The sequence below is a fragment of the Ameyamaea chiangmaiensis genome (assembly GCF_013376175.1).
GTDB classification, from domain to species: Bacteria; Pseudomonadota; Alphaproteobacteria; order Acetobacterales; family Acetobacteraceae; genus Ameyamaea; species Ameyamaea chiangmaiensis.
Genome location: NZ_JABXXR010000065.1, coordinates 1 through 14,567, shown reverse-complemented (window position 1 = coordinate 14,567; position 14,567 = coordinate 1). Strand labels below are relative to the sequence as shown.

The following is a 14,567-nucleotide window of genomic DNA, read 5'->3' as shown; positions in this document are numbered from 1 at the left end:
AGGCGCTGAACGCCGTGTGCGCCGAAGCCTCGGCCCGTGGGGGCACCATGCACGCCGTCACGGTCGATGTCGGCGACAGTGCCTCGATCCGTCGGGCGACGGCCGCGATCGGCGACATCGCGCCGCGTATCGATGGTCTGGTCAACAACGCGGGCGTGGAAGACATTCGCCCGTCCGATCGGGTCGACGATGCGCTGTGGGACCGTCTGCTGGACACCAATCTGCGCGGGGCTTTCTTCATGGCCCAGCAGATGGCCACACTGATGACCGGGGGCGGCAGCATCGTCAATCTTGCGTCGCTGACCTCGGCCGTCGGCGTGCCAGGCGCGGTGCCTTACAGCGCGTCCAAGGCCGGCATTCTGGGCCTCACCCGCGGTCTGGCGGTCGAATGGGCGCCGCGCGGGATCCGCGTGAACGCGATTGGCCCGGGCTATTTCCACACCGACATGACGTCAGGTTTCTTTGCCGACCCCGCGTGGCAGGACACGGTTCTGGCGCGCATTCCGCTGGGCCGGTTCGGACTACCCAACGATCTGGCCGGTCCGCTTCAGTTTCTGTGCTCCAGCGCCTCGGCCTATGTCACCGGACAGGTGTTCTATGTCGACGGCGGAATTCTCTCGGCACTCTGACCGACAAAATTCTTCCACGATCAGGAGATTTCCTCATGCCCCACCCCGTCACCTTTCACGACCTGACCGATGTGGAGGGCATTCCGCCCGCACTCCTGCGGCGGACCGAAAGCGACCTGTCGGTGTTTATCGAGCGTGTGAAACCGATTATCGACAAGGTACGCACCGAAGGAGATGCCGCCCTGCGTCACTTCGCGCAGGCGTTCGACAACGTGAGCGTGCCGGACATGGCCATCCGCGCGACCGAGGAGGAGTTCGACGACGCCTTCAGGGCCGTCGACCCGGAGGTCGTCCGCTCGATCGAATATGGCATCGCGAACATCAGGCGTTTTCACGAAGCCCAGAAGCCCGAGGACAGCTGGATGGTCGAAGTCCGCCCCGGCCTCTGGGCGGGCGACCGCTGCCTGCCCATCGAGTCGGTGGCCTGTTACGTGCCGCGCGGCAAGGGCGCGTTCCCCAGTGTCGTGAACATGACCGCCATTCCCGGCAAGGTTGCCGGGGTGCCGCGTCTGGTCATCATCACCCCGCCCGCGCCCGACGGCCGCGTCGATCCCGGCACGCTGGTCGCCGCCCGTCTGATCGGCGTGGACGAGGTCTATAAATGCGGCGGCGCGCAGGGCGTCGCGGCCGTGGCCTATGGCACGGAAACGGTCCCCGCCTGTGCGAAAATCGTAGGCCCCGGCAGCCCGTATGTCGTCGCGGCCAAGCGGCTTCTGTCCGATATCCTCGACCCAGGCACCCCCGCCGGGCCGAGCGAGGCGATCATCCTGACCGACGACAGCGTCGACCCGGAGATCGCCGTGCTCGACCTGCTGATCGAGTCCGAGCACGGGCCGGATTCCTCGGCGTGGCTGGTGACCAGTTCCCGCCGCGTGGCCGAAGCCGCGATCGAGGCACTCCCCCGCCACTGGGCGCAGATGGACGACAGGCGCGCCGATTTTTCACGCGCCGTTCTGGGTGGCGCGCATGGCGGCGTGATCCTGACACGCGATTTCGACGCCGCCGTCGCCTTCACCAACGCCTACGCCCCTGAACATCTCGAGCTGCTGACCAGCGATCCGATGGCCGATCTGGGCCGCATCCGCAACGCGGGCGAGGTTCTGCTGGGCACGGCATCGCCGGTGACGCTGTGCAACTATGTGCTCGGCCCCAACGCGGTGCTGCCGACCAACCGGAGCGCCCGCACCCACTCGCCGCTGTCGGTCCATGACTACATGAAGCGGATGTCGTTCGCCCGGGTCGCACCCGAAGCCTATCCCGAGGCCGCCGCCCACGCGGAACGCTTCGCGCGGTATGAGGGCTTCACCGCCCATGCCCGTGCCGTCTCCTCCGCGCGCCCCATGCCAACGCTGGTCCGCCGATGAGCACCGGGACCGCCAGTGCCGCCGCCGTCATGGCGGCTGCACGCGCCGGAGACGCGGCGCAGGCCCGCGCGCTGCTGGCCACCATCGTGCGGGAGGAGTTTTCCCTGCCGGTGGCCGAGATCACGCTGGGAACCGACGGCTACAGCCTGAATTCGGTCAACGGCTTCATCACCACCGACAGCGGCGAGAGCTTTTTCTTCAAGTTCCATCATGAGGAAGGCGAGGACTCCGTCCTACAGGAGTTCTATCGCGGCGAAGTGCTTCAGGCGGCGGGATACCCGATCGACATGCCCGTCCATGTCTGCCGGCGTGTGGGGCGGCAGATCCTGCTCTATCGTCGTCGCCACACACCCCGGCTGGCCGACGCCGCACGCGCGGTCGATCACGGCGATCCCCTGCCCGACGCCCCGGCCGACGCGCTGCTGGGCGCGCAGGCGGCACTCGACGACCTGACCGCCGCGATCTATCGCGCCAGCTGGCACCCGATCGACGCGGCGACCAGTGCCGCCGAACCGGTGCATCAACTGTTCTTCCACCGTCTGGTCACGCCCGGACGGCCCACCGACGTCCTTGGCGGCCGCGCGGCCACGTTCTTTGCCGCCGACCGCCTGTTCACCCTACCCGGGGCCACGCTGGGCGGCGCGGACCTTCTGGACCTGCGCTGGGTGATCGACGGCACGCCCTATCACGGCACGCTGCGGACGTGCCTGGAGTCCAGCCTGCGGCTGCTGACGCCCGCAGCCCTTGCCCATGGCGGCGGCGTGGTTGCCCACGGGGACGCGCATAACGCCAATGTCTGGTTCGACCCCGCCCACGCCGACACGCCCGCGCATCTGACGTTCTTCGATCCCGCCTTCGCCGGCACGCACGTCCCCGCCCTGCTGGCCGAGGTCAAGGCGACCTTCCACAACATCCTCGCCCACCCGGACTGGCTGTATCATCCCGCCGATCTGGCCGCCCAGCCCCATATCCGCGTGACGGACGGGGTCGCGACGGTGACGTCGGGGTGGGCGCCCACCCCCCTGCGACGCGCGTTTCTGCGGGGCAAGGCGCAGCGCCTGTGGCGGCCCCTTCTGGCCCTGCTGCACGCGCACGACGCGCTGGGGCCGGAATGGCGCCAGACGCTGCGCTGCGCGCTGTTCTGCTGCCCCACGCTGGTGATGGACCTGTGCCCGGCGGGTGTACGCCACACGCCGCAGTCGGCCTTGAACGGACTTGCCGTGGCGATGATGTGCGGGGCGGAGCCGGAGCGGGCGGGCGCCGATCCCGTGGCCCGCTTCCTCGACACCCTTGACCCGACGCGCGCCGATCCGGATTTTGCGTCGATCTGACAACGGTCGCCCAGACCTTCCCCGGAAACCCCCATGACGGCCAGCCAGACCGAGTCCATCGGAACACCCTTCGTCCTGGAAGGCGAGACCATCTTCCCGGTGCCGGAGGCCAGGCGCCACGGCAACGCCCTGTCGCTCTGCCTGGTCTGGATCGGTGCCAACCAGAACATCATGTCGATCCTGACCGGCATGATCTATCCGCGCCTGTGCCACCTGTCGCTGGGCTGGTCGATCCTGGCCATTCTGGCGGGCAACCTGATCGGGGGCGTGTTCATGGCGCTGCATGCCGCCCAGGGGCCACGTCTGGGCATTCCGCAGATGCAGCAGACACGCGGCCAGTTCGGGTCGGTCGGCAGCCTGCTGGTCGTGGGGATCGTCATCGTCATGTATGTCGGCTTTACCGCGACCCTGCTGGCCATCGGCCGGGATCAGGCGCTCGAGGCCTTCGGCCCGGCGGCCGGGCAGACACCGGTCTGGATCTCCGCCGTGGTGATCGCCGTTCTGTGCGTCATCGGGCATGGCGTGATCGAACGGTTCATCGGCTGGTTCGCCGGTGTCGCGGGTGTCACGTTCCTCCTGCTGGGCGGTGTCTACCTGTTCAGCGCGGGCGGGGGTCTGGCGCATCCGTTCTGGCAGACGCCGACGCTGCGTGATGCGATCGCGGGGCTGTCTCTCGGCGTGCTGTGGCAGATCGCCTATGCGCCCTACGTTTCGGACTACACGCGCTATCTGCCGTCGAAAACCGGCGAGGCGACCGCCTTTCGCGCCTGTCTGGCCGGCGGCGTGGGGGGCACCGCCTTTCCCACCATCATCGGGGCCATGATCGGCTGCACCCTGTTTTCCGGCACGCCATACGACGCGGTCCGGGCGTTTTCGCCCGTGCTGCCGGTGCTGCTGTTCACGGTCATGATCACGTCGACGCTGGTCAGCTGCACCATGCAGATCTACTGCGCGGCACTGTCCAGTCTGACCTTCGTGCATACCTTCCGCCCGGCGTGGCACCCCACGCACCGCGCGCGCGGGGTCGCCGCGGCATTGCTGCTGGCGGCCTGCGTCGCGATCACGGTCAACCTGGGCAACAACGTCCTCGACATCATCAATGATGTGATCGAGCTGCTTCTGGCCGTGCTCTCGCCATGGACGGCGATCAATCTGGTCGACTACTATCTGGTGCAGCACGGCGCGTATGACATGCCTTCGCTGTTCCGCGCCGACGGCGGCATCTATGGCCGGTTCAACCGCAACGCACTGGTGTGTTACGCGATCGGCATCGCGGTCCAGATCCCGTTCCTCGCCAACGCGCTCTACACCGGTCCCGCCGCCCGTGCGCTGGGTGCCGTCGATGTGTCATGGGCGGTGGGCATCATCGTCCCGGGCGTGCTGTACCGGCTTCTGGCACGCAGAACTGCCCCGTAGGCCGGGCATCCCGCCGGGCATCGCCTTCTTCGGTTTTTCCGAAGCCAAAGAACGCAGATCCGTTCTTTCATGATTTGTCGCGGCTTGCGAACATTACCCCGTCGCATCAATCGGGGGCCGGCGCATGCCCCCGCACCACGTGAGGGCACAGTCCATGCCGGTCCACAAGCGCATCCGTCCGTTCAACACCAAGGCCACCTATCCCGAACAGAACCTCGACAATGACCTGTGCCAGGCCGTCGTCGCCGGTAACACCGTCTATCTGCGGGGACAGGTGCCGCAGGACCTCGACACGCGCGAGAATGTCGCCGTGGGCGATCCGGTCGGGCAGGCGCACAAGGTGATGCAGAACATCCTGCTGCTGCTGAAGGAAGCGGGTTCGGAGCCCGCGCATATCTGCAAGGTGACCGTCTATCTCACCGACATCCGCTACCGCGAGGCGACCTACCGGGTGCTGGGCGAATACCTCAAGGGCGTGTTCCCGGTGTTCACCGGCCTTGTGGTCGTGGCGCTCGCCCGGCCGGAATGGCTGATCGAGGTCGACGTGATCGCCGTCCTGCCGGACTGACCAGACCACAGGGGCGGCTGCCTCACGCCACCCCGCCCGCCCCGGATTTCCCTCCTGCCTGAGGTCCCTTGCATGCAGCGTCCCGCCTTCATACCGCTTTCCGCAGCCCTTTTGTCGTCGACCGTCCTGTTGTTCGGCGGCGTCGCACACGCTGCCACGGCGCGCAGGACGCATCCCAAGGCACCCCAGGCCAGCGGGCAGGCCACGGCCCCGGCCGCCACCACGTACACCGCGCCGCACGCCGCCGTACCGGCGAGCCTGAAGGACACGGGTGCGGGCGAGGCGATCACCGTCTCCGTCAGCCGCCACGGTGTGGGCGGCGGCCTCATCCGCCCCGAAACCGCGGCCCAGTCGGTCAGCACCATCGCGCGCGAATTCATCGCCAAACAGTCGCCTGCGTCCAACACGCTGGCGCTCGTCACGCTGTCGCCCGGCGCCAACGTGGCCATGGGCGATCCGTTCGGCGTCACCGACCAGTCCTCGGTCAGCGTGCGCGGCCTCAACCAGCAGGAAATCGGCTACGTCTTCGAAGGCGCGCCGATGAACGATCCCGACAACTACACCCCCAATTCCTCGGAGTGGGTGGACAGCGAAAACATGGAGAGCGTTCAGCTCAAGCAGGGTTCGCCGGACATCGACATTCCCACCAATTTCTCCGCCGGCGGCACGATGAACGTACGCATGCGCGATCCGGAGCACGAGCGCGGCGGCCAGGTCGACGTCAGCTACGGCTCCCACCAGATGAACCGGCAATATCTGCGCTACGACAGCGGCGACATCGCAAATACGGGCCTGCGGATGTTCGCCTCCTTTTCGAACCTGACCAGCCAGGCGTGGCGCGGCCCGGGGCGCAACGACCGCCGGCACATGGACTTCAAGGCGATCAAGGACTGGGGCAACAGCTTCATCTCGCTGTCGATGACCTACAATAACGAGCAGACCGCCTGGTACAGCACGCCGTCCCTGTCGGACTGGAACAAGTATGGTCTGGGCGGCGGGATCAACCTCAACGGCACCTACAGCTTCGGCGACGCGAACTACTACAAGGGCTATGGCACGAGCTGGACGGACTATTTCATCAGCGGCCAGTCGCACTTCGAGCTGCGCCATGACCTGACGCTCGACGTCACGCCGTACTACTACCACGGCACCGGCAACTATCCCCTGGGAACCTACACACTCCAGAACACCGGCACCTATTACAACGGCACCTCCGCGGTGAACGGCAGCCTCGCGGGCAACAATTACAGCCAGGACGGCAATACCGCGGCGATCTGGGACTGGATCGGCCGCGAGAGCTATACCGGCCTGAACGCCGCGCTGCATTACGACCACGGTGCCAATCACCTGACGTTCGGCGCGTGGTACGGCTATACGGACATGAACGTGAACGAGCCTTTCTCCGCCCTCGATGAAAGCGGTAACGCGTCCGGTTCGTATCTGCGTCTGGATAACGGGCTGAAGCTGAACGGCTGGCAGTATCACACCATCACTCAGACGGCGGCGATCTATATCGGCGACGAACTGCGCCTGATGCACGATCGTCTGCGGATCGGCGTGGGCTTCAAGGAGGTGATGACCGCCCGCAACGGCACCCTCCAGCAGCCAGGCCCGCAATACCACGCCGGATACAACTCCGCCGAGCCGCTGCCGCGCATGAACATCAGCTTCAAGGTCAACGACAACGTCCAGCTGTTCGCCAACGTGACCACAAGCTTCCGCCTGCCGATGGGGTCCGCCTTCTACAACCAGTACAACAGCCCCTATGACGCCAGCCTCTACCAGACGGCCAACCGGTCCCTGAAAGACGAATACAGCATCGCCGAGGAAGTTGGCGCGCGGTATCACGACCGCTGGGTGACGGGATCGGTAACGCTGTTCAACTACAACTTCGTCCACCACGCCATCAACGAATACATCAATGCCGTGCCCTACTTCCTCGACGCGGGCGGCATGACGTCACGCGGTGTGGACGCAGAACTCGGCCTTGCGCCGTGGCATCACATCTCGCCTTATTTCTCCGGCGAATATCTGTACGCGACGACCGACAACAACATCACCATGGACGGCGTCACCTACGCGACCAAGGGCAAGGTCGCGACATCGGCGCCGCGCTGGATGGGGGCGATCGGCCTGCAATATGACGACGGCACGTTCTTCGGCAATATTTCCATGAAGTATGTCGACAAGGAATACGGCACGTTCATGAATGACGAGCGCATCCCCGGCCACAAGCAGGTCGACATGATGATCGGCGTTCGTGGCCCTAACATCGGCTTCCTCAAAGCCCCGAGCCTGCGTCTGAACATTATCAACCTGACGGACTCGCACTATCTCTCCGGCGTCTACAACACCGGTGCGACGGCGGGAACCGCGACGTATTATGTGGCGCCCTCGTTCGCGTGCCTGGGCACGTTCAGCGCGGGTTTCTGACAACATCACGACCTGATCGAACGACATGACACACGCATCCGACCTGTCCGCACCTTTTGACTTCATCGTCATCGGCGCCGGCTCCGCCGGATGCGTGGCCGCCAACCGGCTGAGCGCGGACGGGCGCTACCGCGTGTGCGTGGTCGAGGCCGGGGGCGCGGACACGACTCCGCGCATCCATGTACCCGCCGGCACGATCACGCTTTATAAAAGCCGTCGTTTCGCCTATCAGTTTTACTCCACGCCCCAGCCTTGGCTCGACGATCGCCGCATGCATGTGCCGCGCGGACGGGCGCTGGGCGGCTCGACCACGTTGAACAGCATGATCTATATCCGCGGCGATCGCTCGGATTACGATCACTGGGCTTCTCTGGGGTGCTCCGGATGGGATTATGCCTCCGTCCTGCCCGAGTTTCGCGCGCTCGAACACTGCCATCGCGCTCTCGATCCTGCCTTCCATGGACAGGACGGCGAACTTGATGTCCGGCAGCCGCGCGACGTCAATCCGCTATCGCACGCCTTCGTCCGTGCGGGCGTCGAGGCTGGCCTGCCGGAAAACCACGATTTCAACGGCCCGACGCTGGAGGGCGTGGGCATCTACGACGTGACGCAGCGCAACGGCATGCGGCTGAGCGCCTATCGCGCGTTTCTGCATCCCGTGCGCGATCGCCCCAACCTGACGCTCCTGCCACGGGCCGATGTGCGCCGCGTGGTCGTATCGCACGGTCGCGCCACGGGCGTCGTCGTCGATCATGATGGCCACACCGTCATTCTTCAGGCCCGGCGCGAAATCGTCCTGTGTGCGGGTGCTGTCGCGTCCCCCGCGATCCTGATGGCGTCGGGTATCGGTCCCGGCGATGCCCTGACCGCTGCCGGTATCGCACCCCTTCATGAACTGCGCGGCGTGGGCGCCAATCTTCAGGATCATCTCGACGGTCTGGTGACCGTGCGCTCGACGGATGCGCGCACGCTCGGCTTTTCACGGGCCTCCCTGCCGTCGGTCCTGTCGTCGCCGCTGCGCTATCTCGCGGGCCGCAAGGGCTGGCTGACCACGAACTATGTCGAGGCCGGCGGCTTCGCCCGTACCCGGTATGCCACGGACGTGCCGGACATCCAGTTCCACTTCGTCCCCGGTTATCGCAGCCCGCGCGGTCGTCTGTTCGAATGGGGGCACGGCATCGCCGTCCACACCTGCGTGCTGCGCCCGCAAAGCCGGGGGCGAATCACCCTGTCCACGGACGGACATGCCGCCCCGGTGATCGATTTCAACTTCGCCTCGGTCCCGCGCGATATGGACATCTTGTGCGACGGCATCCACCACGCACGCCGGATTCTGGCGCAAGCGGCGTTCGACCGCACGCGCGGCACGGAAATCGCCCCGGGGAACGCCGTGGCGTCGGACGACGAGATCCGCGCCTATCTGCGACGCAGCGCGGCGACGGTCTTCCACCCGGCGGGGACATGCCGCATGGGCGCCGACGACGCCTCGGTGGTGACGCCACGTCTTCAGGTGCGGGCCGTGGACGGCCTGCGCATCGCCGATGCCTCCATCATGCCCACGCTGATCAGTGGCAACACGAGCGCGCCGAGCATGATGATCGGCGCGAAGGCCGCGCGCATGGCCCTCGACGACGCACGCTAGAACAGGGCCGGACACACACCGGAGACATATCTTATCTGAACTATTGTTTTTCGTTCAGAGACAGAGATTATTGATGATTCCGTCAAGAAAGCGGTCGCCCTCGGCCAGTTCGGCCACCGTGATATATTCGTCCGCCTTGTGCGCGCGCGCGATCGATCCCGGTCCGCACACGATGCAGGGCAATCCCAGCTCCTGCGTGAACAGGCCAGCCTCCGTGCCGAAATCGATCACGCCCGGCCGATTGCGTCCGGCTTCATGCAGGCCCAGGGCGCACAGGTCGCCCTCCGCGCTGGCATCGAGACCGGGATAGGCATTGGTCACCTCGATCCGGATCGCGGCCCGATCGTGGCCACGCACGATCTCCCGCGCCGCCGCCTCAAGCCATGCGAGACCGGCCTGTCCGTCCTGCCCCGGAATAAGCCGCATCTCGGCCATCACCACGCAGCGGTCCGGCACGATGTTCAAGGCCGTTCCACCCTCGATCAGCCCCGCCTGAACGGTCGAGAACGGCACGGCAAAGCGCGTATCATGGATTTCGGTAGACCGAAGATGCTCCTGCAAGGCGCTCAGCCGCCCGATCATGCCTGCGGCCAGAACGATCGCGTTCGTGCCCTGAAAAGGATTGGCCGAATGTGCCGCCTGCCCCTCGCAGGTGATGCGAAACGCGACCTTGCCCTTGTGGGCGATGGCGACGTTCATGTCCGTCGGTTCCCCAACCACGCAACCCGCGGCCGCGACCCCTTCGTGCCGCAGCGCCGACAGCAGGGACCGCACCCCCACGCAGCCCAGTTCCTCGTCGTAGGAGACGGCAAGATGCAGCGGCCGCCGCAGCGGGCGGGATGCCGCGCGCCCGGCCGCGGTCACCATGCAGGCCAGAAACCCCTTCATGTCGCTGCTGCCCCGGCCATACAGCCGATCGCCGTCCTGGGTCAGGGTGAACGGGTCGTGGGTCCAGGGCTGCCCGACCACGGGCACAACATCGGAGTGCGCCGATAGCACCAGCCCGTCCGGCGTCTCGGGCCCGAGGGACGCGAACAGGCTGAACGCGTCCGGACGATCGCCGGGAAAACGGCGCACGTGCGCACCCGTCGCGCGCAACTGCGCCTCGACCCAGTCGATCATCGCCACGTTGGACTGCCCGCAGACGGTCGGAAAGGCCACCAGACGGGCAAGGATCTCCCGGGTCTTCGACATCGTCCCGACCTCCGCCTCAGCGCTGGCCGCGTGCCGCGATATGACCGGCCAGATAGTCCGCGTCGTGCCACACGCCCCAGATGAAGGCCGATGCCCGCCGCGTCAGCCACGACAGGCCGACGAAATACAAACCCGGCTGGTCTGAGACACCTTTTTTGTGACGCGGCCGTCCGGACGGGTCGAATGTATCGGCCTCGATCCATCCGAAATCAAGCGCGTAGCCCGTGGCCCAGAGTACCGTGCCGATGCCAGCCTGCTTGAGATCGAGGGTGCGCAGCGGCGCGGCGACGCAGGCCGGATCGGCCCCGATGATGCGCGCATCGGGTTCTTCGGGAAAATCAAGCCCCTCGCGCTCGATATACGCATCGGCCGCGTCCAGCATCGAGAGGTAGTTGGCATCCCCCTTGTCGATGTTCGTCTTCAGATCGGGGGCGAAATGCAGGACGCCGTCGGAAAAACGCTCCGTCCGGCCTACCAGCGTCATGCCCTCCGTGGCCAGTCGCCGGAAATCGACCGTCTCGCCGCCCCGGGCGCCGCTGACGGCGATCGTGACATGCTCGCTGCCCGCGTCGGGAACTTCCATGTCCCACATGCCCAGCTTGCCGAGCCACCAGACGAAATCCTTGCCGCGATAGCGACGCGGGGGGCGGTCGTGCGGGCCGACCGACAGCCACACGGCGCGCCCCGCACGCCGCAGTTCATCGGCGATCTGCGTGCCCGACGAGCCTGCGCCGATCACCAGAACACCCCCGGGGGGCAACTGCTCCGGATTGTGATATGTGTTGGAATGCAACTGGGTCACACCGGCGTCCGCCGGAATGACGTCGGGGATGATCGGCTTCTGAAAAGGTCCCGTGGCTGCGACAACGTTTCGCGCCCTGACCACACCATGGCTGGTGTCGACCACGAAGCCATCGCCGTCCGGCCGCACCGACCGTACGCTGACGCCGCAGCGGACGGGTGCCTCGATCCGACGGGCATAGGCCTCCAGATAGTCGGCGACGGCGTCGTGCGGCGCGAAACCGTCCGGATCGATGCCCGGAAAGGTCATGTTCGGAAACCTGTCGTGCCAGGCAGGTCCATTGGCAACCAGAGAGTCCCATCGTTCCGTCCGCCACCGTTCAGCAATGCGCTTTCGCTCAAGCACCAGGTGCGGCACGCCGCGACGCCCCAGATGCTCGCTCATGGCCACTCCGGCCTGACCGGCGCCGATGACAAGCGTATCGACGGTTTCGACTGTCATGCAGGAGACCTTTCTCTGGCGCCGCAACGGAGAACACGGCGCGTATCGCGTTCTCCGTTTTTATATGGAAATGACACATCTGGAAAAACAAGCATTTTGATTTCCTCTGCTTAGCCTTTTCCTATGCCTGCCTCGGCGGCGTCCGCGCCGGATGCACGTTCCCCCGAAAAACCTCATGACAGCTTCAAAAAAACAGTCTTTACCCGAGCGGCCGGAGGTTCCTACGCTACTGCGATTGTGTAACGAAGCGGCTGTGGAGAGCGTGTTGAGCCAGGACATCGAACAGACCGTGCGGATCGATCTCGCCGCCGCCTTTCGCATTGCTGCCCGGCAGGGTCTGCATGAGGCGGTCGCCAACCATTTCAGCGCCGCCGTGTCCGAAGACGGCTCGCGCTTTCTCATCAACCCGAAATGGCGACATTTCTCCCGCATCCGCGCGCGTGACCTTGTCCTGGTGGACACCAGCGTGCCGGGCAACGCCGACAGCCATGATCTCGACCCGACCGCGTGGGCCATTCACGGCCAGCTGCATCGTCTCAACCCCCGGGCACGCGTCGCCCTGCATCTGCATCCGATTTACGCCACGACGATCGCAACCCTCCAGGACCCGACGATCCTACCCATCGACCAGAATACGGCGCGTTATTTCAATCGCGTCGTGATCGACCGCCACTACGGCGGCATGGCCGACAGCGATGCCGAAGGCGCCCGCCTGACCAGCCTTCTGGGCGACAGGACGCGGCTGATGATGGGCAATCACGGCGTGATGGTCGTCGCGCCTACGGTGGGCGAGGCGTTCGACGATATGTACACGCTCGAGCGCGCGTGCCAGCTTCTCGTCAACGCGTATGCCACCGGCCGGCCGTTGTCCGTCCTTGCCGACGATGTGGCGGAGAAAACCGCCCGCGACTGGGAAAAGATCACCGCGTTCTCCCTCCGTCATTTCGAGGAGATGAAGCTGATCCTCGATCGGGAGGAGCCCGATTACCGGGACTGAGCAGACCTCCCGCGCGCCGTGTAGCCCGGTGGGGCCGCGCTCCCTCGCCTCCCGTGGCGGCATAGTGTAGAACGTGCCATGCGCTATACCCTCCGCCAGCTCGAATATTTCATCGCGGCGGCCGAGGCCGGATCCATCCGCCATGCGTCGGAAAAGCTGTCGATCTCCCAACCCTCCATCTCCACGGCCATCGGCCATCTGGAGCAGGAACTGGGTGTGCAGCTGTTCATTCGCCATCACGCGCAGGGACTGTCACTGACGCCGGCCGGACGGCGCCTCGCCGCCGAGGCCAAGCGCGTGATCCAGATGGCCGAGGGGCTGTATGCCGTGGCGTCCGAGGTCACGGACCAGGTGCGCGGACAGCTGACGGTGGGCGCGATGGCGACGCTGGCGCCGATGATCATGCCCGAGCTGGCGCACGGCTTCATGTCGGCCTATCCGGCGACCGAAATCCGTCAGTTCGAGGCCGATCACGAGCAACTGATGGAGCGCCTCAAGCGGGCCGAGATCGACATCGCCATCACCTACGACCTGCAGATCCCCGAGGGCATCGGCTTTGTGCCGCTCGCCCGGCTGCCGGCCCATATCCTGGTGGGCGAGACCCATCCCTTTGCGGCCCGGGACGACGTATCGCTGCACGATCTGGTCGATGAGCCGCTGATCCTGCTCGATATGCCGCTCAGCCGGGAGTATTTTTTCGGCCTGTTCTTCAGCAAGGGGCTGGAGCCCAGGATCTACGCCCGCTCGTCCCAGCAGGAAGTGGTGCGGACCATGGTCGCCAACGGGTATGGCTATACGCTTGCCAATGTCCGGCCACGTTCGGACCTGGCACTCGATGGGCGGCGCGTGGTGCGCGTCGCGCTGAGCGGCGACCATCGTCCGATGATGGTCGGCATCGCCACGCTGGACAGCGTACGCAAGTCGCGCCTGCTCGAAAGTTTCGAGGCGCACTGCACGACCTCGATTTCGGACACGTCCCTGCCGGGCATGGCCCCGCTGGACGCGCTGCGGCCGCACGACTGATCATCGCGCCGTTGCCGGGCGTCGGCTGTCTTAACCCGTTCTTCGTCTTTCCCGCGCATGCTGAACCCCGCACGCGCGAAAAGGGAACACGATGCGCATCGGGCGCGACGACGCAAGCACACCCGCCAGACCGCTCCCGGTGACGGAGAACACCCACCGCAGCCGTGAGTTCGAGACGCTGCTGAACACGCACCCGTCCTCCCGGGAGCCAACTGCGGCGCCGTCAGTGTCGGTCAACGACCGGGCCGAAAGCGGCAGGAGCGGGCAGCGGACGACGGCACGCCGCACAGCACCGACGTATCATCAGGAGACCGACGCGGCGGACGCCCGATCGTCAGGCTCACCCCGCGCCGGGGACAAGGCCAAGGCCTCCGCAGCAGCCTCCGTCCCCGCGCGTCCGTCCCGGAACAGCCGGGCGTCATCCCAGCCGGGCGTCCGTCCCGCGGTGCAGGGGGCGGATGCCTCGGCCACGGTCGCGGGGGAGGACGCCGCAGGGGGTGCGCCGGAGGGCAGCGCACCGCGGCGACTGGACGACCTGACTCCCTCGTCAGCATCGGACACGGCCGAGACGACCCGAGACGCTGACACGTCCGATTCCGCCGACACGCGCCCGCTCGGCACGGACCCGGCCACCGTTTTCGCGGTTCCGATCCTTCCGGTCGCGGTGTCCGGCCCGGGTGCCGCGACGCCCACGGGCCCGTCGTCCGCCCCGGCCGACTTGCCCTCG

12 protein-coding genes are annotated in these 14,567 nt (G+C 66.2%); 10 read left to right on the top strand and 2 right to left on the bottom strand.

The window, feature by feature from the left end:
* The 7 genes from HUK82_RS09525 to HUK82_RS09495 form a co-directional block, all read left to right on the top strand.
* Window positions 1–629 (top strand): SDR family NAD(P)-dependent oxidoreductase (locus HUK82_RS09525; protein ID WP_176613739.1); only part of this gene is annotated, 629 nt, incomplete at its 5' end.
* A gap of 35 nt (window positions 630–664) precedes the next feature.
* Window positions 665–1,993: a histidinol dehydrogenase gene (gene hisD / locus HUK82_RS09520; protein WP_176613738.1), complete on the top strand. Its 1,329-nt coding sequence runs from the start codon at window positions 665–667 to the stop codon at window positions 1,991–1,993.
* Window positions 1,990–3,324, top strand: coding sequence for a hypothetical protein (locus HUK82_RS09515; RefSeq protein ID WP_176613737.1), 1,335 nt, complete (start codon window positions 1,990–1,992; stop codon window positions 3,322–3,324). The genes hisD and HUK82_RS09515 overlap by 4 nt, the downstream gene beginning before the upstream one ends.
* Before the next feature lie 33 nt (window positions 3,325–3,357).
* Window positions 3,358–4,740 (top strand): purine-cytosine permease family protein, encoded by a 1,383-nt coding sequence (locus HUK82_RS09510; protein ID WP_176613736.1) that lies wholly within the window; start codon window positions 3,358–3,360, stop codon window positions 4,738–4,740.
* A 154-nt stretch (window positions 4,741–4,894) separates the two neighbouring features.
* On the top strand, window positions 4,895–5,308 hold the full coding sequence (locus tag HUK82_RS09505) for a RidA family protein (protein WP_176613735.1): 414 nt from the start codon (window positions 4,895–4,897) through the stop codon (window positions 5,306–5,308).
* A 72-nt stretch (window positions 5,309–5,380) separates the two neighbouring features.
* The gene (locus tag HUK82_RS09500) at window positions 5,381–7,741 is read left to right on the top strand and encodes a TonB-dependent receptor (RefSeq protein WP_176613734.1); all 2,361 of its coding nucleotides are present in this window, start codon (window positions 5,381–5,383) and stop codon (window positions 7,739–7,741) included.
* A 25-nt stretch (window positions 7,742–7,766) separates the two neighbouring features.
* On the top strand, window positions 7,767–9,383 hold the full coding sequence (locus HUK82_RS09495) for a GMC family oxidoreductase (protein WP_176613733.1): 1,617 nt from the start codon (window positions 7,767–7,769) through the stop codon (window positions 9,381–9,383).
* Window positions 9,384–9,437: 54 nt separating this feature from the next.
* Here HUK82_RS09495 and argE read toward each other — a convergent pair whose 3' ends face one another.
* Together argE and HUK82_RS09485 are read right to left on the bottom strand one after the other, a co-directional pair.
* Window positions 9,438–10,577 (bottom strand): acetylornithine deacetylase, encoded by a 1,140-nt coding sequence (gene argE, locus HUK82_RS09490; RefSeq protein WP_176613732.1) that lies wholly within the window; start codon window positions 10,575–10,577, stop codon window positions 9,438–9,440.
* 16 nt (window positions 10,578–10,593) lie between these two features.
* Window positions 10,594–11,820, bottom strand: coding sequence for a flavin-containing monooxygenase (locus tag HUK82_RS09485; protein WP_176613731.1), 1,227 nt, complete (start codon window positions 11,818–11,820; stop codon window positions 10,594–10,596).
* A 265-nt stretch (window positions 11,821–12,085) separates the two neighbouring features.
* Here HUK82_RS09485 and HUK82_RS09480 point away from each other — a divergent pair, with 265 nt between their 5' ends.
* The 3 genes from HUK82_RS09480 to HUK82_RS09470 all read left to right on the top strand — a co-directional run.
* Window positions 12,086–12,817 carry a class II aldolase and adducin N-terminal domain-containing protein gene (locus tag HUK82_RS09480; RefSeq protein WP_246495764.1) on the top strand — a complete coding sequence of 244 codons (732 nt, stop codon included), beginning with the start codon at window positions 12,086–12,088 and terminating at the stop codon, window positions 12,815–12,817.
* A gap of 78 nt (window positions 12,818–12,895) precedes the next feature.
* Window positions 12,896–13,840 carry a LysR family transcriptional regulator gene (locus HUK82_RS09475; RefSeq protein WP_176613729.1) on the top strand — a complete coding sequence of 315 codons (945 nt, stop codon included), beginning with the start codon at window positions 12,896–12,898 and terminating at the stop codon, window positions 13,838–13,840.
* A gap of 139 nt (window positions 13,841–13,979) precedes the next feature.
* Window positions 13,980–14,567: hypothetical protein (locus HUK82_RS09470; RefSeq protein WP_176613728.1), on the top strand; the 588-nt coding region annotated here is incomplete at its 3' end.